The following is a 22,391-nucleotide window of genomic DNA, read 5'->3' as shown; positions in this document are numbered from 1 at the left end:
CGGCTTCGCTAAGCCTGCGCCGCCGATGTGACGCGTGCCGGCACCTTGACGGCAGCGGGAAACGCGACCTCCGCGCCAAGCCCCGCGCCTCCGATTCCGGCATCGAACGTCAATTGCGCGCCGAAGTATTCGACGATGCGCGCCACGATCGACAGGCCCAAGCCGCTGCCGCCCGCGCCCGCGCCTTTGCAGCGGAAGAATCGATCGGTGAGGCGCGCGCGGTCCTCGGCGGTGACGCCCGGGCCGTCGTCCCTCACCGTCAGCAGCACGGCTCGCGTGTCGCGCCGTATCGCCACTTCGACGCGGCCGCCCGCGTCGCCGTACTTGATCGCGTTGTCGATCAGGTTGTCGAGCAAGATGCCCATCAAGAGCGGTTCGGCGACCACCTCGCAAGGCTCGCCATCGATCAGCGCGACCTGCATGCCCTTGCGCCGCGCGTTGGGCTCTTTGGCCGCAATCGCATGTCGTGCGAGCGTGTCCAGTTCGACAGGCGCCGCCGGCAGCGGGTCGTGCTCGTCGAGTCGCGCGAGCAGCAGCAATTGCCCGGCGAGATGCGCGCTGCGATCGACGCCTTGCACCACGCGCTGCATCGCAAGCTGTTGCGATGCCGTGTCCGTTGCGCCGAGTGCGACCTGCGCCTGAACCTTGATCGCTGCGAGCGGCGTTTTCAATTCGTGCGCAGCGTCGGACGTAAACGCGCGCTCGCGCTTGATCGATAACGCGAGCCGCGCAAGCAATTGATTGATGGCGTCGACGAGCGGGCGGACTTCCGTCGGCGTCGGTCCCATTTCGATCGGCTCGAGCTTGCCGACATCGCGCGTGCGGATCGCGTTCGACAACATCCGCAGCGGCGCAAGGCTGTGGCCGATGCTGATCCAGACCAAGAGCGCGAGGATCGGCAGCGCGAACGCGATCGGCCGCGAAATGCGGCGGGCGGCGCCGGTCGCGAGATCGCTGCGCGTGTTGGCGGGCTCGAGCACGCGCACCGTCCGGCCGCTGGCGTTGTCGCGGAGCGTGTACGCGTGCCACAGCTTGCCGCCGAGCGTCAGCGTGCATATGCCAGGAGCGGCCGGCGTCCGCGCGTCCCACCCTGGCAGCGACCCGAGTTCCGGGCTGCTCGCGAGGATGCGGCCGCCGGCGTCGCGCACTTGCAGCAGGATGTCCCGCGGCAGCGGGTCTTCGTCGTCCGTGCTATTGGCGTGGTTCGTGTCGTATTCGTCGCGCGCGTCGATGTGCGTCTTCGCCAGCGCGGCGAGATCGGCAGGATTCAAGACGACGAGGAATTGCGCGAATTCGGCGAGGCGTGCGTCTTCCCACTCTTCGACCTCGCGCGCCGCGTGGCGAAAGCTCGACACCAGCGCAACCGTCCACACCAGCGCGATGCTGGCCAGAATCAGGAACACGAGACGGCGCCGTATCGATGCGGGCATCAGGCCTTCTCCATCACATAGCCGATGCCGCGCACGGTCGTGATCAAATCCGCGCCGAGCTTCTTGCGCAGATTCGACACATGCACTTCGATCGCATTGCTCTCGATTTCCTCTTGCCAGCCATACAGGCTCTCTTCGAGACGCGATTTCGATTGAGGCACGCCTTGATGGGTCAGCAATTGAACGAGAACCGCCAACTCGCGCGCGGTGAGCGGCACGCGCGCGTCGTCGCGCAACACGGTTTGTCCCGCCGGGTCCACCACCAGGCCGCGATAGCGGATCACTTCGACGCTGCGTCCTTGCGAGCGGCGCAATAGCGCGCGGCTGCGTGCGACGAGCTCGGTCAGATCGAACGGCTTGCCGAGGTAGTCGTCGGCGCCGGCCTCCAGTCCGCCCACTCGGTCGGCGACGGTGCCTCTCGCGGTCAGCACGAGCACCGGCACATCGTTGCCGGCGTCGCGCAGCCATTTCAGAAGCTCGTTGCCGGACAAGAGCGGCAAGCCCAAATCGAGCACGACGAGCGCATAGGCGGTGGTTTCGAGCGCGAGCATGGCCTTGCGGCCGTCTCGCGCCCAGTCGACCGCATAGCCGGCTTGCCGAAGACCTGCCTCGACACCGCTGCCGATCAAATCATCGTCTTCGACCAGGAGAATGCGCATGAGAAAGAGCCCCGTAGAGTCCGGGTAAGCATAAGTCATCCGCGGCTCGATCGCGAGGGGCGAACCCGTGCGCTTCACAGCTCCACGCGAGCCCCAAGCTCGATGACGCGGTTGGCGGGCAGCTTGAGATAAGCCGCAACGTTGCCGACGTTATGCAGCATCACCGCGAACAGCTTTTCGCGCCACAGCGCCATGCCTACGTTGGAAACCGGGACCACATTGGCGCGGCTCAGGAAGTACGACGTCTCCGAAGGCTCGAATACGAGGCCGAACGGCTTGCAGGATTCGAGGGCGACCGGCAGATTGACTTCGTCCTTGAAGCCGTAATGGATCGTGACCTGGTAGCAGTCCTCTTCGAGCCGATGCACCGTCGCGCGCTTGCTGAGCGGAACCCAAGGGATCTCCTTCGTGCTCACGGTCAGGAACACCACACGCTGGTGAAACACGCGATTGTGGATGAGATTGTTCACGAGCGCATGCGGCACGCTGTTGGGATCGGGCGACAGGAAGATCGCGGTGCCGCCCACGCGCGTCGGCGAGTGCGAGAGCAGCGTATTCAAATACGACTTCAGCGGCGTGGCGCCCGCGCGTACCGCGGCTTCGGCCAGCATCATTTCCCAGCCGCGTCCCCAGGTGGCCATCACCGTGAACATCACGATCCCGATCGCGAGCGGGAACCAGCCGCCTTGCACGATCTTGAGCAAGTTGGCCGAGAAGAACGTGGCGTCGATGATGAAGAAGAACACGGTTGCGAACACGCACAGGAACCAGTTGTAGTGCCATGCGTAGCGCACGACGAAGAACGTCAGGCAGGTCGTGATGAGCATCGTGCCGGTCACGGCGATCCCATAGGCGGACCCGAGCGCGGTCGACGAACCGAAACCGATCACGGCGGCCACGACCGCGCAGAGCAGCGACCAGTTGATGCCGGGAACATAGATCTGGCCGATCTCCTTGGCCGACGTGTACACGACGGTCATGCGCGGCAGGAAGCCGAGCTGCATGGCCTGCTTGGCCATCGAATAGGTGCCCGAAATGACGGCTTGGGACGCGATGATGGTGGCGATCGTCGAGAGCACGATCATCGGAAACAGCGCCCATTGCGGGAACAGCAGGTAAAACGGATTCTGCATCGCCGACGGATTGGCGAGCAGCAATGCGCCTTGTCCGAGGTAATTCAGCGCGAGCGCCGGAAACACGAGACCGAACCACGTGAGGCGGATCGGGTTCGCTCCGAAGTGGCCCATGTCGGCATAGAGCGCTTCGGCACCGGTCAGCGACAGCACCACTGCGCCGAGCGCGACGAATGCGAGCCAGCGGTGATGCAGGCAGAAGGCGAGCCCCTGGAACGGATTGAGCGCGGTCAGGACGGCGGGCGCGTCCATGATGTTGATGAGCCCGGCCACGGCCAGCACGAGGAACCAGATCACCATGACCGGCCCGAATACGGCGCCGATGCCCGCCGTGCCGTGCTTCTGCATCAGGAACAGCGTGATCAGCGCCGCGAGCGTGACGGGTATCACGTAGGTCTTGAGCAGCGGCGCCGCGACTTCGAGCCCTTCCACCGCGCTCAGCACCGATATCGCCGGCGTAATCACGCTGTCGCCGAAGAAGAGTGCCGCGCCCATGATGCCGACCATGAGCAGGGTGCCGCGCAGCCGCTTCTTCGTTGCCACCGACGAGGCGGCGAGCGACAGCAGCGCCATGATGCCGCCTTCGCCGTGGTTGTTCGCGCGCAGGATGAGCGCCACGTACTTGAGCGAGACGACCACCATCAGCGACCAGAAGATCAGCGAGACGATGCCGATCAAATTGAACCGGTTGAGCGCGAGGCCGTTGGCGGGGTCGAATACGGTCTGGATCGTGTAGAGCGGGCTTGTGCCGATGTCGCCGTACACGATGCCGAGCGCGGCGAGCGCCAGCGCGGGCATGGCCGGCTTGTGCGGCCGAGGCTCGCCGACATGCCCGGCGCCGGATGTTTCGGTTGCAGGTAGGCTCATGTCTCCCTCCAGATTGACGCTCGCAGCGCAAAGGAAGAGCACCTCCGTGTGCGCCGCATGTCGGTTCGTCAGTCTATTCGGCCTGTCCGGTCTGAAAGCGAGTTGTATTGTTTGACGCTTGGCTTTCTATCTGCAGCAGTTCGAAGTATAGGGAAGCATCGAGGTAAGAATCGTGACGCGTAAAAAAATTGTCTACGCGCCGCTGGGGACGCCGTAGGCGGGGGCTGCGAGTGGACTGGCGTGCGCGCTATAGCGCGGCTTACGTCATATCAATGCGGAACTGCTGAACCGCCGGCTCATTGCAACGCGGGCCTTCCCGACAAATGCCGAGAAGGCCCGCGCGGTACAACGTCATGCAAGCTGAAATAAGGCTTCCTCAACGTATTTCAACGTCCATGGGCAATACGCAGGGGCCGTGCCAACGATGTTTCGCTTCTATGGCTGGCGGTCTGGGCGCCGCTATGGCTGTCTGCCGCCCGGCTGCTTACCCCTGAAGCGGGAGGCAGCAACCCCGTCGCATACCGACCATCAACGCCAGAAACTTTCAAAAATATTCAACAAAAATTACAAGAAGGATGCATTTGGCAAGGTGGTGTGTAGCATGTGCCGTGGTCTTCCGACTCGCGCTTCAAGAAACCAAAAAAAGGTCGATTTTGGCGATCGAATTTCTTGATGCCGCGGCACTGACCGCCTTGCGTGCGTGGCATGCGGGACTGCCAACGCGTGAAGTCCTAGTCAGTGCAGTTGGAGATTGCGGCAGCGGATCGCCCCAAGGCAACTCAAATTCTGATGCGGTTGATTGATAAGGATGACGAAATAGATCACGTCCCGGTTTTTCAAACCAGACTACGCGAACAGCGTCTCGAAAAGGGACCGAAATTCAATTTCCCCGCATTCTAGGAGGCATCGTGAATAACGATAAGTTCGACCCAATTAAATTTTCCTCGAGAGTCCGTGATTTGCTGGAGAGCGAGTAGGGGATTTCAGTTGGCAACATGGAAGTTCTTCCGCTTGCCGAGAAATTGTACAAGCTGGTGCGCAACCAGGCATACAACGAAGGTGTGCTGGACGCGCAGCAAGTGCTGGATCGAAAGTTATCCGATATTTCAGAGCAGCTTGATCTTTTGTTGCAATATGAATAAGAAGTATTCGCTCAAGCAGATGAGAGAGGTCTGGATCGATGCCTACCTTAATGGCGAGGTAGATTGGCTCGCATATCTGGAGGCTCCATCTTTCTTTGTAAGAAAAGGAGCCGAGCAGATATCCAAGGCTGGGCAGATGGCAAATATCGAACGAAGCCAGGCCAAATTTCCGAACAGGAGGCCCGGCGATGTGGAGTTCAAGGAATTGATCAGCGAGATTCGTGAGCACACCGAGTGGGCCACCGTATCGGGTTTCGCGTCGTTCAGGAGAAAGGGCGAAATCGTCAGCCAATGTGAGTTTTTTGAGTTGTGGCTGGTTCTTGAGAATCGATGGCAAATCGCTTCGCTGTGTATCGAGGATATCAATCGGGCTGCTAGGCCATAACGGTAGTGCATACGCGCCAAGAGGACAATAAGGCTATGTCGACGGTCCTGGTTTTTATCGGTGAGTACCGCGGGGCGAGAGCAGGCGGGCTGCTTGCGTGCTCGCTTGACCTCGTACATCGCTCAGTTTGGAGATGAGTGCGGCGGGGGCTGCCAGGATACGCGCTCCGCAGACGCCAAAACAGCCTCGCGCCGCACACAACCTCAGTCATTCAAGACCGAGCGATGAAGGCCTCGCTTATACCGCCGCGACCGTCACCGACTTGGTCACCAGATAGGCTTCCATCGCTTCCGGTCCGCCTTCGGAGCCGTAGCCCGAATCCTTGACGCCGCCGAACGGCATTTCCGGCCACGGCGTGGCGGGCTGATTGACCCACAGCATGCCGACTTCGAGCTGATGCGACAGCAGGTGCACGTTGCGGAACGACTTTGTGAACGCGTAGCTCGCGAGGCCGTAGGGCAGGCGATTGGCTTCGGCGATCGCCTCTTCGAGCGAGTCGACGCCGCGCACCGCCGCGACCGGTCCGAACGGCTCGTTGTTGAACACGTCGGCTTCGAGCGACACGTTCGACAACACCGTCGGCGCGAAGAAGTTGCCTTCCGCACCGATGCGCTCGCCGCCCGTCTCGACCGTGGCTCCCGTGGCGCGCGCGTTCTCGAGCACCTTGCTCATCGCGCTCAGGCGGCGCGCATTGGCGAGCGGACCGAGGTTGGTGCCTTCGGCGAGGCCGTCGCCGAGCTTGAGGCCTTCGGCGTGCTTGACGAGCGCCCGCACGAATTCCTCGCGGATGCTGTTGTGGACGAGGAAGCGCGTCGGCGAGATGCAGACCTGCCCGGCGTTGCGGAATTTCGCGCCGCCCGCCGCCTTGACGGCCAGTTCGACGTCGGCATCTTCGGCGACGATGACCGGTGCGTGACCGCCCAGCTCCATCGTGGCGCGCTTCATGTGCGCACCCGCGAGCGCCGCGAGTTGCTTGCCGACCGGCGTCGAGCCGGTGAACGTGACTTTGCGGATGACGGGGTGCGGAATCAGGTAGCCGGAAATCTCGGCGGGGTCTCCGAACACGAGGCCGATCACGCCGGCGGGCACGCCCGCATCGACGAACGCTTTCAAGAGGGCCGCCGGCGATGCGGGCGTTTCCTCGGGCGCTTTCACGAGGAACGAACAACCGCTCGCCAACGCGCCGCACAGCTTGCGCACGACCTGATTGACCGGGAAATTCCACGGCGTGAAGGCGGCCACGGGCCCGATCGGCTCCTTGAGCACCGTTTGCTGGACCGAGAGATTGCGCGGCGGCACGACGCGCCCATAAATGCGGCGTCCTTCGTCGGCGAACCACTCGATGATGTCGGCGGCCGACAGGATTTCGATGCGCGACTCGGCATACGGCTTGCCTTGCTCCATCGTCATCAGGCGCGCCACCTCTTCGGCGCGTTCGCGCAGCAGGGCAGCGGCCTTGCGCATCGTCGCCGCGCGCTCGTGGGCCGGGACCTTGCGCCACGTTTCGAAGCCGCGCTGCGCGGCGGCCAATGCGCGGTCCAGATCGGGAATGCCGGCGTGGGCGACCTTGCCGATCGCTTTGCCGGTCGCGGGATTGATGACGTCGAGCGTCTTGCCGCTCAAGGCGTCGCACCATTCGCCGTTGATCAAGAGACGGGTATCGGTATAGCTCGGTGTGACCATGCTTTTTTCCTGAAAAGTGGGGGACGACAGGCTGCGTTCGCTATGAAAGCAGCCGGGGGGAGCCTGCGGATAGAGCGATCTTATCTGATTACGCGGCAACGCATTCTCCGACGGGCGCGGCGGCGCGCTGCGATCCGGCGCGTCAGCCGCGCGTCGCAAGGCCGCACGTCGTCGAGCGCTCAGTAGGCGGCGCGCAACGCTTCGTCGGCGACGGCGAGCCGCGATGCGATGACCTTGACGAGAAAGCGGTGGAATTGCTGCGCGGTCATCGGGTCCTCCTGCTCGAGCGCGCACAACGCCTGCAGTGATAAGCGCCGCACACGCGTGGGCGCCTCGGCGAGCACGTCCGCGCTGCGCCGCTGCTGCGTGTACACCGCCATTTCGCCCACGACCGTGCCGGGGCCGAACGAGCGGAGCCGCACCGAGCGGCCGTCGCCAAGCGGCAGCGAAATGGCGACTCGCCCGCGTTCGACGAGATACAGCGCGTCGCCCGGTTCGCCGCGCAGAAAGAGCGGTTGACCGGCCTCCAAGTCGCGCACCTCGAGCCGGGCGGACAGCGCCTCGAGAGCCGGCGCCGTGAAATGCGGCGCAAGCGTCGCGGCGAAACCGCCGTCGCGACCCGGCGCCCGCGCATTCGATGCGAGCACCTGTTCTTCGACCCATTCCAAGCCGGCGTCCAGCGTTTCGAACTCGTGAATCCGGAGCTTGAGCGTGCCCGTTTTCATGAGCAGATCGCGCGAGCGGGGCGGCAGCGCTGTCAGTACCAGGTCCGCATCCATCGTCGCGCAAAGCTGCCGGAGCTTGACGAAGCTGATCGACACCGAAGCGTCCATGCCATGGGTCGAAGCGAAGTCGAGGACGACGAAGCGGACCGGCGCCGACCCGCACGCGGCGAACCGTACGCGCATGCGCTGCAGGATCGAATTGGCCGTGCCGAAGAAGAGAAAGCCTTGCAGGCACATCCCGCACACCTGCGCGCCGAGCCGATGGAGCTGCTGGGTCTCCTCGATGCTGCGCTCGACAGTCGACGTGCGCGTGCCGGCGTCGAACTCCATGCGTATGCAACTGACGCGGCCGTACAGCAGTGTGAACATCACGCAGGCAGTGACGACGCCGGCCGCGACACCGGCGATCACGCCATAGCCCGCAATCACACCCAAGATGAGCGGCACGAGCAAATACTCGTACCAATTGAGCTTCGCATAGGCGCTGACCAGCCACTCCATCAGCAAGCGCAGCCCCATGAAGACCTGGAGCCCGACCAGCACCGGCACCGGGAAGAGTGCCGCCAGATCCGGCGAGACGGCAAGCACGGTCAGGCACGCGAGCGACGCGAACACGCCGGCGACGCGGCTCGTGGCGCCGGCGCGCGCGTTGAGCATCGACCGGTTGAAGGATTGATAGCCGACCATCCCGCCCAGCAAGCCGCTTGCGACATTGGCGAGGCCCGCTGCCCGCATCTCGCGATTCAAGTCGACATCCTCGCCTGTCGCCGCGCCGATCGCCGTCGAATTCATCAGGATCGTGATCGCCGATGCCGATGTGACCACCAGGGTTTCCGGAAAGTGCGCGCCGATGGCCCGCCAGTCGATGTTTGCCTGCGCCAACGGTGCAGGCAGATGCAATTCGGGAAGCCGGGGCAGATGCAGGGCGGCGCGCGGGAGCAAAAGGCCCATGCCGCGCGCGTCGTCGATCGACAGGCCGGCCGCGTGAAGCAGGAGGTAGAAGAGCGCGATCCCGAAAGCAAGCACGAGCGGCAAGGCGGCAGCGTGCTTCCAGGTGCGGGTCAGGAGCGTGGACAGCGCGCCCACGAGCAAGGCGGGCGTCCATGCGAGCCAGTGCAGGTGAGTCAGCACCGCCAGCGTGCGCCAGTGCAGCGGCTCGCCCGTCAAGACGCGAAACGCCCCCGCCAGCAACAGGTAGCCGGTGCCGGCCAGAAATCCGCCTACGACCGGGTAGGGCAGGAACTGCAGCGAGCGGCTGCGTTTCGACGAACCGATCGCATACAGCACGATGCCCGTCACGATCGAGCACAGGGCGATCGCGATCAGCACGGTCAAAAGGAGGGTCTGCGGGGAGCCGCCGTCGGCACGGACGCTGCTGGCCACGCCTGCCGCGACGCCCGCGAGAAACGCCGTGGCATTGCTGTCGGGCCCGCCGATGTTCAGGCGCATCGAACTCGTCAAGGCGATCACCAGCGCGGTCACGACGCAACTGACGAGCGCGGTGGGTACCCCGAGCACGGCATAGCGGGCGAGATCCGCGCTGAAGATCATCGTGCCGAGGCTCATCGCATAGCACAGCATGACGAGCGTCGATACCGCGCCGCCGGTCAGGTCGCCGAGCAGGCCGGCGATGCGGGAGCTTGGAGGAACCTCGGAGACTGAACCTGTCGTACCAGGCTTCACGGGGATCTCCGGTGAAATGCGGCGGCGCGCGGGAGGCGCTGCTCAGTATCCGTCCGCGCTTCGAAACCTGTCAAACCCCATACGGCCCGCTTGGCGAAGACCTACACTGGGTAATCGAGGCGGTCATGGCGAGGCGGTCATGGCGAGGCGGTCGCGGCAAGCGTGCCGCGCGGCAGCGGATACGGGCGACGACGATGGACATCGAGCAATGGTTGGCCGGCTTGGGCCTCGAGCAATACGCGCGAGCGTTCGGCGAGAACGACATCGATATGTCGATGCTGCCGCAGCTGACCGATGCGGACTTGAAAGAGCTTGGCGTTCATTCGCTCGGCCACCGCAAGCGCATGCTCGCGGCCGTTGCCGAACGTGCCGCGGCGGCGCCGCTCTCCGCGCCGTCCGCGCCTGCGCCCGCGGCCGGCGCACCGGCGGACGAGCGCCGGCAAGTCACGATTCTCTTTGCCGATCTCTGCGGCTACACCGCGCTTTCGCATTCGCTCGACCCGGAAGAATTGCGCGCGCTGATCGGCCGCTATACGGCCCTCGTCGACGGCGTCGTGCTTGCGTATGGCGGCACGATCGACAAGCACATCGGCGATGCCGTCATGGCGCTGTTCGGCGCGCCTCGCGCGCACGATACCGACACGCTGCGGGCCGCGCGCGCCGCGCTCGATATCCACGATGCGCTCGCGCAATTGAGCGGACAAGCGGCGCGGCAATTGCAGGCGCACGTCGGCATCGCGAGCGGCGAAGTGGTCGCGGGGGCGCTCGGCCGCGCCGACGCGCAGGACTACACGGTGCATGGCGATCCGGTCAACCTGGCCGCGCGGCTCGTGGCCGCCGCGGGCAGCGGGGAGACGCTGCTGTCCGACGACGTGCGGCGCGCACTCGGCGACAGCGCCGTATGCGACCTGGCCGGCGACATGCGCTTCAAGGGCCTCGATGCGCCGGTGCGCGTGTGGCGGCTGCGCAGCATGGCGTGCGAGCCGGCGGCGGCCAGCCGCAGCCGCTTCATCGGGCGCCATGCCGAGCTCGAGCAATTTCACGGCATCGTCCGCGCGTGTCTCGCGCAGCGGGCGGGTCACGTGGTGTATGTGCGCGGCGAGGCGGGCATCGGCAAGACGCGTCTGGTCGACGAGATGCGCAGCCATGCGCAGGCGCAGGGCTTCGCGGTCCATCGCGGTCTGGTGCTGGATTTCGGCGTCGGCAAGGGACAGGGGCCCGTGCAGGCGATCGTCGGCAGCCTGCTTGGCCTGCCGCCCGCGGCTCCGGGCGACACGCGGCGCAGCGCGGCGGAACGCGTCGCTGCGGCGGGCATCGTCAAGCCCGAGCAGCTCGTGTTTCTCCACGACCTTCTCGATCTTCCGCAAGCCGGCGAATGGCGGACCCTCTACGACGCGATGGATCACGGCGCGCGCAAGCGCGGCAAAGAGGCGCTCGCCGCGAGGCTCACCGAGGATGCGTGCGGGCGCGCGGCGACCATGATCGTGGTCGAAGACCTGCATTGGGCCGACCCGCAGGTGCTCGACTATCTGGCGGCCTTCGCCGCGGGGGCCGCCAATGGCCCGGGCCTCGTCGTCATGACGTCGCGCGTGGACGGCGATCCGCTCGACGCCGCATGGCGCGCGCGCTGCCGCGATATCCGGTTCGCGACCATCGATCTCGGTCCGTTGCGAAAGGAAGAGGCGCTGAGCCTTGCCGGCAACTACATCGATGCGACGCAGCGCGTCGCGCTTGCGTGCATCGAGCGCGCGGGCGGCAATCCGTTGTTTCTCGAACAGTTGTTGCGCAACGCCGAGGAGGGCAGCGGCAAGACGGTCCCGGCATCGATCCAGAGTCTCGTGCTCGCGCGCATGGACCGGTTGTCGCCGCGCGACCGCCTGGCATTCCAGGCGGCCGCGGTGATCGGCCAGCGCTTCGACCTCGCCTTGCTGCGCCGGCTCATCGACGAACCGGATTACGTCTGCGACGGGCTGCTCGCCAACGCGCTCGTGCTGCCGGAAGGCGGCGATTATCTGTTCGCCCATGCCCTGATCCAGGAGGGCGCTTATTCGACGCTGCTGCGAACACGCCGGCGCGACTTGCACCGGCGCGCGGCCGGCTGGTTCGCGGCCAGCGACCCGACGCTCTACGCCCAGCATCTCGACCGCGCGGAGGACGACCGCGCACCGCAGGCGTATCTCGACGCCGCCATCGCGCAGCGCACGGCCTACCTTGCCGAGTCCGCGCTGCGCCTGAGCGAGCGGGGCCTGGAGATCGCGAAAACGGCTGCGGACCGCCACGCGCTCAGCTGCTGCATGGGCGAGCTGCAGCGGGACTTGGGCGACATCGAGGCATCGATCGCCACGTACCGGGCGGCGCTCGCGGCCGCGCCCGACGACATGAGTCTCTGCCGCTGCCAGCTCGGGCTCGCGGAAGGCTTGAGAGTGAACGAAGGTCTCGCCGAGGCGCTCGCGCTGCTGGACTCCGCTCAGAAGGTGGCGGAGCGCGAGGACAGGGTGGCGGAGCTCGCGCGCCTGCATCATCTGCGCGGCAACATCCTCTTTCCCCTCGGAAGGATCGCGGATTGCAGCGCCGAGCACGAACAGGGGCTTGCGTGCGCCCGGCGCCTGGGCTTGCCCGAAGCGGAGGCTCGCGCGCTGGGCGGTCTTGCGGACGCGGCGTATGCGCAGGGGCGCATGCGGACCGCTTTCGAGCACTTCAGCCGCTGCGTCGCATTGAGCCGCGAACACGGCTTTGGCCGCGTCGAGGTGGCCAATCGTTCGATGCAAGGCTTCAGCCGCATCTATCTCAACGAGGCGCGGCAGGCGCGTGAGGACGCGGTCGCGGCCGCACGCGCGGCCGGTCTCATCGGACAGCCGCGCGCGCAAATGCTGTGCGAGACGCTGGGCGTATACGCCTGCCACGAACTGGGCGACGGGCAGGCGGCGCAGATTCATCTCGAGCAGGAAATGCGGCTGATCCGGCAGCTTGGCGCGCGCCGTTTCGAGGCGCAGAACCTGGAGATGCGCGGGCGCGTGCTGCTCGATTGCGGGCGCCGCAGCGAGGCCGTTCACGTTCTGCAGGAAGCGCTGGAAATCTGCCGCGAAATCGGCATGCAATTCTGTGCGCCGAAAGCCGTCGGCGCGCTGTGCCGGGCGGTCGAGGATGACGCTCAGCGCAACCGGCTCCTGGCCGAAGGCGCGGACTTGTTGCAGCGTGGCGCGGTGGGCCACAACCACCTCTGGTTCTACCGCGACGCCATCGAAGCGATGCTTTCGACGGGCGATGCGGACGGCGCGGCGCGCTACGTGACAGCCCTCGAAGACTACACGCGCGGCGAACCGCTGCCTTGGGCCGCACTCTTCGCGGCACGCGGCCGCGCCCTTGCCCGCTTTCTGCGGGGGCACGGCGGCGAAGCCGCGCGGCGCGAACTCGAGCGCGTGCGCGCGGGGTTGCTGGAGGCCGGATTCAGGAGCTACCTTGCCGCGATGGATGCGGCGCTTGCTGCCTGACTTTCACGCGCAAAAAACGGCGTGACCCGGTGGACTTCGAGTCACGCCGCTCAACCACACGCAATGCTTAGCCGCTGCGCTTAGAACGGAAGCATGCCGATCGCGCCATTGCCTTGGGCATCCTGAGCGCCCTTGTCTTTACCCGGCGGGACGAATCGGAACGCGTCGAACAGATCGTCGAGCGCAGGCGAATTGACCGGCACGTACGGATTCGTCGGCAACGGCATCGGGTTCGGAAGGTTGTCCCGGCTGCGCGAGGTGATCGGCCCAAGCGACCAGTTGCGCTCGATGAATTTGACGAGCGAGACGTGATCCGCGTAGTCGTGCACGACGCGTCCGCCGCGCGAATACGGCGACACGACGATCAGCGGGATGCGCGGCCCGTCGCCGAAGAAGTCGACCGGCTGGATATAGCCCGAGTCGTAGTAGCCGCCGCCCTCGTCGGTCGTGATGAAGATCGCGGTCGAGGCCCACAGTTTCGGGTTCGCTTGCACGAGATCGACGATCTTGTGCACGAAGCCCTCATAGAGGCCGAACTTCGACGACTCCGGGTGCCCGTCGAGCAGTCCCCCCGGCTTCACGAAAGAGACGGCGGGCAGGGTGCCGTTCGCGATGTCCGAGTAGAGGTCGGGCGTGTCCACCAGGTGTGCGGCGTTAGTGGGATTCGTCATGATCGCCGTTTCGTACAGGAACGGATTGCAGATGTTGCAGTAGACGCTCGTCTTCGATTTCGCCTTGTAGGTGGCCCAGCCTTCGCCGTAGTACTTCCACGAGATGTTCTTCGCGATCAGCGTATCGGCGATCGTGCGCACCGGCGAGGGCGGAATCGTGAACGTGTCCGTCGTGTTCACGGTGCCGTCGCCGTAATAGCCCGGGTTGTAGTTGTTGAGCAGGTAGTACGTGTTCGGCGCGCAGTTCGCTTTCGGGTGATAGGGCAGCGAGCCGAGGTAGTCCAGCACCGCGCCCACGCCCGGCTGCGTCTTGTCGGAGCAGTTGCTGTAGGTGCCGCCCGAATAACCGTCCTGCGAGTACCAGTTATTCGTGTTTGCCAGCGGCTTCGGGTTTTCGATTTCGTCGGCGGGCGGCGTCATCGGGTGGCCCTTGCCGTCGGTGTAATAGAGCGCGTCGGCCGTGCCGATCATGATGCTGTTCGCCCCCGTGCCGCCCATCACCGGCTGGTGATAGTTGTCGCTGATCGTGTAGTGACGCGCGAGGTCCGTGAAGTACGGCATGTCGCCGGTGTTCACGTTGTAGAAGCCGAGCGCGGTGGCCCCTTCATCGGTCGTCTCGTCGGTGAAGTTCGCGGCCGGGGCGTTGCCGTTCGAACCCGCGCCGATCGTCGTCTCGACCCACGCGAACAAGTCCATCTTGCAGCCGCTCGGGTTGTCGGAGGTCATATGGGAAATGTTGCAGTCCGATTGCTGCCAGTTCTGGTAGAAGCGGTGCACCGGGCTGTTCATGTACTGGTCGTAGTCGGGGCCGACCTTCGAGATTTGATAAGGACCGTTCGGCAGGATGTACGCGTTCGAGCCGAAGCGCGTATCGACGACGTCGTTCGGCACGCCCGATGCGCCGGTCGTCAAGTGAACGACGTCTTGCGATTCGAGCGCGTAGCCCTCGGCCGCTTGCGCAGCGGCAAGCGTGGCAAACGGCGGCGCCTTGGTGTCGCTTGCCGCGGTGGGCACGCCTGCCGTGTTCGGCGCCGGCAGGTAGGGATAAGGCTGCTTCGATCCCGGGCTCAGCTCGAAGCTGGACGGATCCGTCGCTTTGGCCGTGTTTTGCGCGGCAAGCGAGAAGTTGGGGCCCGGCGAACCGTCGGCGGTGATGATGCCCTTCGACAGCAGGTTCGACACGGTTTGTCCATGACGCGGCTGATAAGCGCCGAAGACATGATCGAAGGTGCGGTTTTCGCCGACGATCACGATCACATGCTTGATCGGCGAAACGGTGATCGCCGAGGCGTCGGCGGGCGTTTGCGACTGGCTGTCCGCAATCGATGGGAAGACGGCGCTGCCTGCGGCCAGGACCGCGGCACCGCATAGCAATGCGGCATGCCGCAGCGGCATGCTGAACTTGCTGGTTCGCTTCATGTAAATCTCCGTTGACGTGGTGCGCTTGGGGGCATTGCGAATGCAAGCACCGTTGCGGTGCTTGCGATTTCTTACGGCTCGTTACAACGGAGAAACTTAGAACCCGACGGTGACGCAGCGGAGGCGGAAAGATGTCACGTTCGTGCCAGTCATGTGACGTCATCCACGCTGGCTTGAGAAGTATTGCTTCAGGCCGCAGACGAGGCCGGCGAACGGGATACCCAATGCAGCGTAGACGGCTTGCGCTTCGGGCGCGGCGTTGTCGGCGAGAATCTCGACCGCGACGTTTAAAAGGGAGTGACCATGCTTGATCTGAACGATGTCTACTACTTTGTGCAGGCGGTGGAAAACAAAGGGATCACCGCGGCAGCACGCGCGCTTGACCTGCCCAAGTCGAGCCTGAGCCGGCGCATTCTCGCGCTCGAGGCAGCGCTTGACGCGCGGCTGATCCAGCGTACGTCGCGGCGCTTCGTCGTGACCGATGTCGGTGAAGCGTTCTATAAGCACGCGGTTGCGATGCTGGTAGAAGCCGAAGCGGCCGAGAGCGTCGTCCGCCAGCGCACGGCGGAGCCGAGCGGAACGATCCGCCTCTCCTGCTCGGTCGCTTTTGCGCAACTGGCGTTGGCCGAACTGATTCCGAAATTCATGGCCGAATATCCGCGTGTACGCATCGTTCAGCACGCAACAAACCGACACGTCGACCCGGTACAGGAGGGCTTCGACTTGTGTCTGCGCGCACACTCCACGCCACTGCCGGATTCCACCCTGGTCCAGCGGCCCTTGGCGACGACACCTTGGCATCTCTTTGCCGGACCGGCCTATCTGAAGCGCAAGGGTGTGCCGGACACGCCAGCCGCGCTTGCGGCCCACGACGGCATCGCGCTCGGCGGCGTGCAGGACACACACGCATGGCGATTGCGCCATGTCCGGCATGCCGACCAGGCCGAAGTCATTCCCTTCGAGCCGTATTTGCTGAGCGACGACATGGCGACTCTGAAAGTCGCAGCTTGCCGGAGCATCGGCATCGTTGCGCTGCCCGGATATGTGGGCCAGTCCGAGGTAAAGACGGGGCAACTTGTGCGCGTACTGCCTCAATGGACGGCGGGCGTCGCGACGATCAGCCTGCTGATGCCGTCGAGGAGGGGCCTGCTTCCCTCCGTTCGGGCGTTCATTGACTTCCTGGTGGAACACGTCCCAATTGCTGTGCAGTGCTGAGCGTGGCCGTCGGCGCTATGCGTGCCGTCAACGCGCAGAGCCTTGCCACGGAAGGTCCAGTCTTGACGAAAGGCCTGCTTTGCGAACGATCTCAGGGGCAAGACGTTCCACGCTGTCCAGAATGTCGCGAGTATCGCTGCACCGAGTGAATCGACCTTCACGGTAAACAATCTCGCCGTTCACCATCACGTACTTTGCATCAGTGCCTTTGCCGGCACCAATGAACGCGGAAAGAGGGCGCTGCAAGGAGCCGATATGCTGTTTCCGCATATCAAAGACTGCAATGTCGGCGAGCTTGCCGGTTTCCAGGGAGCCTAATTCATCGGCGACGCCCAACACTTGAGCACCGTTGATTGTGGCCATTTCCAGGCTGCGCTCGAACGACATCCGGGTCGGGTCCAAATGACGTTGATGCTGGAAAAGCACGCACGCTTTCACCTGTTCAAGCATGTCGTTCGTATAGTCGACCATGGCTCCGTCAGTCCCGAGGGCGGTAGGAACACCGGCGCGCAGCGCATTTGCGGCTGGCGCGATACCCCCTCCGCGGATAGCTTCACTGGTCGGCGTATAAACCAGCCCTGCGCCGACCTCTGCCATTTGCTCGAGATCTAGTTCCGTGCAATGGATGCCGTGGATCAGCATCCAGTGTTGATCCAGGACGCCGAGTTGCATCAAATAGCGTACATCGGTCCGTCCGGTCTCCCGAAGATGTTTAAGGAAGCCTTTTTCGGTCGAGAACGTTCCTGCGGCAGTGTGGCTGCTGATTCTGACGTCAAGTTTTCGCGCCAATTCGGTACCCTGCAATATGAGCTCTTCAGTGCTCATGCCGGACGATGTCCAATGTGCATTCGCCTCGATTACCAAGCCCATCCGGACCAGGCCATCGTGCTTTCCATTCCAGTAACGGATTTCTTCTTCAGACGAAGCGAGCGATTCTTCCAGTGTGAGAGGGTGGTCGAGAAAGCGGTTGTTTCTGCAACGTAGTTCCTTACCGAAGAACTGGCGTATTCCAATCTCGGCCTGTGGTTCAATCGTCGCTCTAACTGTATTTGAGTCAGTTACAGTCACCGAGTGATTGAAAGACGTGGTCGTGCCTGTGGCAAGCATTTCCAGTCCGCACTGGTAACTTCCCAGCCGCATGGCTTCGTCCGAGAGATTCGTGACGAGCGGAAACACAATGTCTGTAATCCAGTCTTCGAGCAACAGGCCGTCGGCGATGCCTTTGAACATCGAATACCAGGTATGTTGGTGAAGATTGATTAGCCCCGGAATCACCAGGCAGCCGCGCGCGTCGATGACTTCGTCGAATCCGTCGGCCGGGGTGTCTTCATGTGAATAGACCCCCGAAATATGTCTTCCCGTAACAGCTACAGCGCCGCCGTCGAAAATTCTCCGCTCACCGTCAACTGTTACCACGTAGCCGTTCTTGATAAGAACTTTCTTCATCGCCTCTCTTCCATCGTCACTTGATCTTTACGGGAGTCCGCCGCGCGAGCTGAACTGCGGGCGGCAGTCCTCCTAGGTCTCGCCACTATTCATGGCCTTGAGGTGTCAATCCTTCGGCGGCCAGGTTGGGATGGGCGCTTTACCGGAAGGGAAACGAACGTTCTTCGAGCGCACGAATTCCTTCAAGGTTTCCGTCGCGTTTTCGCGGCCGAAACCGCTACCCTTCACGCCGCCGAACGGCGATCCGAGGAACGCGCGGCGCATATAGTTATTGACGAAAATCATGCCTGCGTCCAGCCTCGGCGCTAGTTTCCACGCTCGGTTCTCGTCGGTTGTGCAAATCGCCGCGGTCAGACCGTAAGCAGTCCCATTCGCGATCTCGACCGCCTCATCCTCGCTCTTGAATCGCATCAGACATGCAACTGGGCCGAAAATCTCTTCCTGTGCAACCGTCATTGTCGGCGTGACGTCGCCGAGGACCGTCGGCGGCACCCAGTAACCGTTTTTGTATTGCTCGTCGTCGGGAAGCTTGCCCTGCGTGACCATTCTTGCGCCTTCACGTAGCGCGATATCGATATATCCCATCACACGGTCTCGTTGTTTTGCGTCGACCATCGGTCCGATATCGGTTCGGGCGTCGAGACCATTGCCGACCACCAGCTTCTCGGTTGCGCGCGCAAATTTCTCTTCGAACTCAGCGTACCGGGATTCGTGGACGAGGATGCGGGCGGTGGAGGTGCATGCCTCACCCTGGTTATAGAACATGCCTTCGAGCGCGACGTTTAGCGCGACTTCCATGTCGGCGTCTTCCAGCACGAGCAGGGCGTTCTTGCCGCCAAGCTCCATCGTTGCGTAAGTAATGTTTTCCGCGGCACTTTGCAAAACCCGACGGCCCGTTGCCGTCGCTCCAGTAAAGCTGATGCGCTCGACTTTCGGGTGCGATGCGAGCGCGGGACCCGCCTTGATGCCGGGAACAACGTTCAGGACGCCCGGCGGCAGCACCTGATTGGCCAGCTCGACTAGTCGAAGAACCGTTAGCGGCGCTTGCTCGCCGGGTTTGACGACGACGGTGTTTCCGGCAGCCAGCGCGGGCGCGGATTTCTTGGCAAAGTGAATGGGGGGCCAATTGAACGGCAGAATCGCGGCTACCACGCCGTACGGCTCAAAAAGAACACGCGCTTCAATCGGCCCCTGGTCCAGGATCTCGCCGTGAAGCGTATCGGCAAGACCGGCAAAGTAGTCGAAACAGGCATGACAGTAAGAGACATCGAAGCGCAATGCGTCGCGCTTGGGCTTACCGACTTCGCGAGCTTCCAGTTCAGCGAGTTCGTCCGCATGCTCGCGAATTTTGGCTGCGACCTGATGCAAAAGCTGCGCACGCTCGCGCGGCGAGCGATGCTTCCAATCAGACTCGTACGCTTGCCGCGAATCGCTGACGACCCGATCCACGAGATCTTCGTCCGACGAGACGACCTTGGCAATTTGACTTGCGGTCGCCGCCTCTTCAACCACGAAGAAGGTCTGAGCTGCGTCCACCTCGACCGCCTTTCCGCCGAGGATGGCGCTCCAGTATGGGCGGTTCAGCTTTGATCTATCCAGAGATGGCTCGGCCATATCAAACAACTCCTTTGCAATCGATTGCAATAAAATGGTGCCGCTTCGAACGAACGTCGATCTGACGTTTCGTTCGGCTCGACAGTCGTGAGGCGCACGGCAAATCGCCATCAAAAACGAACGTGGCTGAGGCATGCGCCGGTTTTGTCGCAGTTTCTGTCTGCAGTGAAAATGTGCATTTCAGGAACGCTATTCAGCTGCCGTTGGCGGAGTTCGGCTCCGACATGGATCACTATAATGCAATCGATTGCAGAGTTCAAGTCGCGTTGAGAAGGGCGAATTGCCGGGTCGAGCGCCCGGGAGGCGTATCATGCCGCCCTAAATACAATCGGTTGCAAAATATTTGCAGCGGCCTGGTTATAATCCGGGGCGTGACGTCGACCGGATGTGGCCGGTTGACGAGGCTGTTTCATCCTCCTGCAATCAGCCAAGGCGGGGTTACTGCTGGTCGTGGTTGCTTGAAACGTTCCATGTAGAAAGCGAAACGGTAGGGCTGTCGTGAAAGCAAAATCATCTCCAGCGGGCAACAACAGGCGATCTGTCACGATGAAGCAGGTCGCGGAACTGGCAGGGCTGCACGTCTCGACCGTTTCACGTGCGCTCAATCCGGACACGCGATCGATGGTCGTTCCCGAGTCCGTCGCACGCGTTATGAAGGCAGCCGACGCGTTGGGATATCGACTCGATCCTGTGGCGGCAAGTCTGCGAACCGGCCGTTCCAAGCTAATCGGTATTTTGGTTCCGGATATTGCGACTAATGTCTTCACGCCGATTTTGACCGGTGCGGCGGAGCGTCTTTCCGAACACGGCTACTCCACGATCGTTGCCTATGTCGGAAGTGATAGCAACAAGCAGTTCGATCTTGCCCAGGGATTGATCGCCCGGCGTGTCGATGGGCTCATTCTGGCGACGGCGAGCCGCGATGATCCGCTTGTGTCCTTCTGCATTGAAAGGGGCGTACCCAGTGTTCTGGTCAATCGTGCAGAGAAGGAAACACGGTTGTCCGGGGTGGTGTCGGACGATTTGCTCGGCGCGCAGCTCGCGGTCGACCATCTGGTGGAACTGGGACACCGCACAATAGGGCATCTTGCGGGCCCACCCGAACATTCAACCGGCTTTTTGCGGCACCGCGGTTTCATCCAGGCTCTTTCTGCCCACGGTCTCGATGCAACCTCGGCCCCGTGCGAGTTCGCGGGTACCTATACTCGCGAACAGGGAGCGGAAGCGGCGCGACGGCTTTTGAGCGCGCGGCCCGACATCACCGCAATCGTCGCTGCGAACGACTTGCTTGCGCTAGGCGCGTACGACGCATTGCGCGAAATAGGTTTGAACTGCCCTCGCGATATCTCGGTTGTGGGACATAACGACATGCCTCTAGTAGACATGGTCGAGCCTCCCCTGACGACTATTCGCATCAGCCACAAGGAGATGGGGCGCCAGGCTGCCGACCTCCTTCAGCAAGCCATCGAAACACGCGATAGCCCGGCACGCAACGTGGTGCTGCCGCCGAAACTAATCGTGCGGGGTTCGACGGCTGCTCCTCGTAAGAGCGCTGCGAAGAAATCGACCGGCGCCGCAGCATCGAAGAGCGCCAAGCCTACGTGGAGCAACGCTTAGTCACTGCTGCTTTTATCGAGGAGAGGGTGCATCTGTCGAACCTTTCCCGTGTCGTCAGGATGGGCTAAAAGGCTGTCCGAATTCCACCCCCGAGCGTATAGCCGGACGATAGCCGGCTTGCTCGATCGGACAGAAAGGCCGCGTAAATGTCCGTGCGCTTGGACAGTGGGTAGTCGTAGCCGATTGCCCATGTGTTGCGGTATACGGTGCTGCCGCCCGAACTCTTCGAATACGCGTCGGAGCCGAGTATGCGGCCGAGGCCGACGGGTATCGAGAAGCCTATTTGGCCGGTGTCGATTGCGATGTTGCCGGCTGAGTCCCGATCCCGGATGTGTTGATATTGGCCGAACAGTTCAACGAAATTGGTGCCATACGACATGCCGAAGTTGGCAACGGATTGTGTCGTCAAACCGGGGAGGGAAGTTGCCAGATCGCCCGGGGTGATGCTGAATTTGATTTGCTGCCAGACTGCCGACGCCGCAAAGGAGCCGTGATTATAGGAAACCTGCCCACTCCACTTGTTTTGCCCTAAATGTCCTGCCTCGTTGCCGAAGGAGTACATCGCCTTTCCAGTAAAGCCGCCGACGAGCGGACTTGCGTAAGCCACGGAGTTCGTCCACTCGCCGGCGCCGCCAAATACGCCCTGACCGTTCACGCCAAGATAGCTATGCAGTACGATAGGCGAGAACACGAACGAATTAAAAAATGGATTGAACGTGATCGTCGAGAACCAGAGCGGGGGCGGTATGAGGCCGGCTGTCAGCGTGCCGTAGTTTCCCTTTAGGCCGACATATGCGTTACGCGAAAAGAGGCCGTCCGACGGATAGCCTGGACGTCCGTACTGTCCGGTCTGGATGTTGACGTAGCTCTCGAGAGCAAAGATCACACTGGTGCCCCCGCCGATATCTTCACTACCCCTCATTCCCCAGAACGAAGAGGTCATGCCGCCATTGCCGGCAAGTACCGCCGTGTGGCCGCCAAGCAGTTTTTTCTCGCCGACAAAAGCATCGAGTATCCCGTACAGCTGAACGCTCGACTGCGCGAACGCGCTTTCAGCGATAAGTCCGGCGCTCAAAATAATCGCCTGCATAAGTCTCTTCAGTTTCACGCTTGTATCCTTTTGCGCCTTCAATATCTCTACCCGGTAATTTAATAAGGATAACGATATTTAAGATATGCTTAGTTACGAATAATTCTGTCAGAGCTTGTCG

Annotated in this window: 14 protein-coding genes; 5 read left to right on the top strand and 9 right to left on the bottom strand. The window is 62.8% G+C overall.

The window, feature by feature from the left end:
• Window positions 1-8: 8 nt before the first annotated feature.
• The 3 genes from J3489_RS07755 to J3489_RS07745 all read right to left on the bottom strand — a co-directional run bounded on the left by J3489_RS07755 (window position 9) and on the right by J3489_RS07745 (window position 4,089).
• Window positions 9-1,430, bottom strand: coding sequence for an ATP-binding protein (locus J3489_RS07755; RefSeq protein ID WP_206997121.1), 1,422 nt, complete (start codon window positions 1,428-1,430; stop codon window positions 9-11).
• Window positions 1,430-2,089, bottom strand: coding sequence for a response regulator (locus J3489_RS07750; protein WP_206997260.1), 660 nt, complete (start codon window positions 2,087-2,089; stop codon window positions 1,430-1,432). The genes J3489_RS07755 and J3489_RS07750 overlap by 1 nt, the downstream gene beginning before the upstream one ends.
• A 74-nt stretch (window positions 2,090-2,163) precedes the next feature.
• On the bottom strand, window positions 2,164-4,089 hold the full coding sequence (locus J3489_RS07745; protein WP_206997120.1) for a potassium transporter Kup: 1,926 nt from the start codon (window positions 4,087-4,089) through the stop codon (window positions 2,164-2,166).
• A 995-nt stretch (window positions 4,090-5,084) separates the two neighbouring features.
• Here J3489_RS07745 and J3489_RS37495 point away from each other — a divergent pair.
• Together J3489_RS37495 and J3489_RS07735 are read left to right on the top strand one after the other, a co-directional pair.
• The gene (locus J3489_RS37495) at window positions 5,085-5,231 is read left to right on the top strand and encodes a DUF2164 family protein (protein ID WP_242539861.1); all 147 of its coding nucleotides are present in this window, start codon (window positions 5,085-5,087) and stop codon (window positions 5,229-5,231) included.
• Window positions 5,224-5,616 (top strand): hypothetical protein, encoded by a 393-nt coding sequence (locus J3489_RS07735; RefSeq protein ID WP_206997119.1) that lies wholly within the window; start codon window positions 5,224-5,226, stop codon window positions 5,614-5,616. The genes J3489_RS37495 and J3489_RS07735 overlap by 8 nt, the downstream gene beginning before the upstream one ends.
• Before the next feature lie 237 nt (window positions 5,617-5,853).
• On the opposite strand, the gene J3489_RS07730 is transcribed toward J3489_RS07735, so the two are convergent.
• Together J3489_RS07730 and J3489_RS07725 are read right to left on the bottom strand one after the other, a co-directional pair.
• The gene (locus J3489_RS07730; RefSeq protein WP_206997118.1) at window positions 5,854-7,299 is read right to left on the bottom strand and encodes an NAD-dependent succinate-semialdehyde dehydrogenase; all 1,446 of its coding nucleotides are present in this window, start codon (window positions 7,297-7,299) and stop codon (window positions 5,854-5,856) included.
• Between the two features lie 179 nt (window positions 7,300-7,478).
• Window positions 7,479-9,707, bottom strand: coding sequence for a SulP family inorganic anion transporter (locus tag J3489_RS07725; protein ID WP_206997117.1), 2,229 nt, complete (start codon window positions 9,705-9,707; stop codon window positions 7,479-7,481).
• 194 nt (window positions 9,708-9,901) lie between these two features.
• Between J3489_RS07725 and J3489_RS07720 the strand changes: the two genes are divergently transcribed.
• The gene (locus J3489_RS07720; RefSeq protein WP_206997116.1) at window positions 9,902-13,198 is read left to right on the top strand and encodes an adenylate/guanylate cyclase domain-containing protein; all 3,297 of its coding nucleotides are present in this window, start codon (window positions 9,902-9,904) and stop codon (window positions 13,196-13,198) included.
• 80 nt (window positions 13,199-13,278) lie between these two features.
• Here J3489_RS07720 and J3489_RS07715 read toward each other — a convergent pair whose 3' ends face one another.
• A complete protein-coding gene (locus tag J3489_RS07715) occupies window positions 13,279-15,288 on the bottom strand; it encodes an alkaline phosphatase family protein (protein ID WP_206997115.1) in 2,010 nt (669 codons plus the stop codon).
• A gap of 303 nt (window positions 15,289-15,591) precedes the next feature.
• Here J3489_RS07715 and J3489_RS07710 point away from each other — a divergent pair, with 303 nt between their 5' ends.
• Complete coding sequence (locus J3489_RS07710; protein WP_206997114.1) at window positions 15,592-16,503, top strand: LysR substrate-binding domain-containing protein; 912 nt, start codon at window positions 15,592-15,594, stop codon at window positions 16,501-16,503.
• 27 nt (window positions 16,504-16,530) lie between these two features.
• Here J3489_RS07710 and J3489_RS07705 read toward each other — a convergent pair whose 3' ends face one another.
• Together J3489_RS07705 and J3489_RS07700 are read right to left on the bottom strand one after the other, a co-directional pair.
• Complete coding sequence (locus J3489_RS07705) at window positions 16,531-17,949, bottom strand: amidohydrolase family protein (RefSeq protein ID WP_206997113.1); 1,419 nt, start codon at window positions 17,947-17,949, stop codon at window positions 16,531-16,533.
• 105 nt (window positions 17,950-18,054) lie between these two features.
• Window positions 18,055-19,563, bottom strand: coding sequence for an aldehyde dehydrogenase family protein (locus J3489_RS07700; protein ID WP_242539860.1), 1,509 nt, complete (start codon window positions 19,561-19,563; stop codon window positions 18,055-18,057).
• 546 nt (window positions 19,564-20,109) lie between these two features.
• Here J3489_RS07700 and J3489_RS07695 point away from each other — a divergent pair.
• Entirely contained in the window at window positions 20,110-21,180 is a 1,071-nt protein-coding gene (locus J3489_RS07695; protein WP_206997112.1) for a LacI family DNA-binding transcriptional regulator, read from the top strand.
• Window positions 21,181-21,244: 64 nt separating this feature from the next.
• On the opposite strand, the gene J3489_RS07690 is transcribed toward J3489_RS07695, so the two are convergent.
• The gene (locus tag J3489_RS07690; RefSeq protein ID WP_309491347.1) at window positions 21,245-22,288 is read right to left on the bottom strand and encodes a porin; all 1,044 of its coding nucleotides are present in this window, start codon (window positions 22,286-22,288) and stop codon (window positions 21,245-21,247) included.
• Between the last annotated feature and the right edge of the window lie 103 nt (window positions 22,289-22,391).

The sequence above is a fragment of the Trinickia mobilis genome (assembly GCF_017315705.1).
Taxonomy (GTDB): Bacteria; Pseudomonadota; Gammaproteobacteria; order Burkholderiales; family Burkholderiaceae; genus Trinickia_A; species Trinickia_A mobilis.
This window is presented reverse-complemented; position numbering and strand designations above follow the sequence as displayed.

Bases quoted from the DNA above. Each gene is read 5' to 3' on its own strand.
- J3489_RS07710 (WP_206997114.1), top strand. From the start codon at position 15,592: ATGCTTGATCTGAACGATGTCTACTACTTTGTGCAGGCGGTGGAAAAC.
- J3489_RS37495 (WP_242539861.1), top strand. From the start codon at position 5,085: ATGGAAGTTCTTCCGCTTGCCGAGAAATTGTACAAGCTGGTGCGCAAC.
- J3489_RS07730 (WP_206997118.1), bottom strand. From the start codon at position 7,299: ATGGTCACACCGAGCTATACCGATACCCGTCTCTTGATCAACGGCGAA.
- J3489_RS07720 (WP_206997116.1), top strand. From the start codon at position 9,902: ATGGACATCGAGCAATGGTTGGCCGGCTTGGGCCTCGAGCAATACGCG.
- J3489_RS07735 (WP_206997119.1), top strand. From the start codon at position 5,224: ATGAATAAGAAGTATTCGCTCAAGCAGATGAGAGAGGTCTGGATCGAT.
- J3489_RS07705 (WP_206997113.1), bottom strand. From the start codon at position 17,949: ATGAAGAAAGTTCTTATCAAGAACGGCTACGTGGTAACAGTTGACGGT.
- J3489_RS07700 (WP_242539860.1), bottom strand. From the start codon at position 19,563: ATGGCCGAGCCATCTCTGGATAGATCAAAGCTGAACCGCCCATACTGG.
- J3489_RS07715 (WP_206997115.1), bottom strand. From the start codon at position 15,288: ATGAAGCGAACCAGCAAGTTCAGCATGCCGCTGCGGCATGCCGCATTG.
- J3489_RS07745 (WP_206997120.1), bottom strand. From the start codon at position 4,089: ATGAGCCTACCTGCAACCGAAACATCCGGCGCCGGGCATGTCGGCGAG.
- J3489_RS07695 (WP_206997112.1), top strand. From the start codon at position 20,110: ATGAAGCAGGTCGCGGAACTGGCAGGGCTGCACGTCTCGACCGTTTCA.
- J3489_RS07750 (WP_206997260.1), bottom strand. From the start codon at position 2,089: ATGCGCATTCTCCTGGTCGAAGACGATGATTTGATCGGCAGCGGTGTC.
- J3489_RS07755 (WP_206997121.1), bottom strand. From the start codon at position 1,430: ATGCCCGCATCGATACGGCGCCGTCTCGTGTTCCTGATTCTGGCCAGC.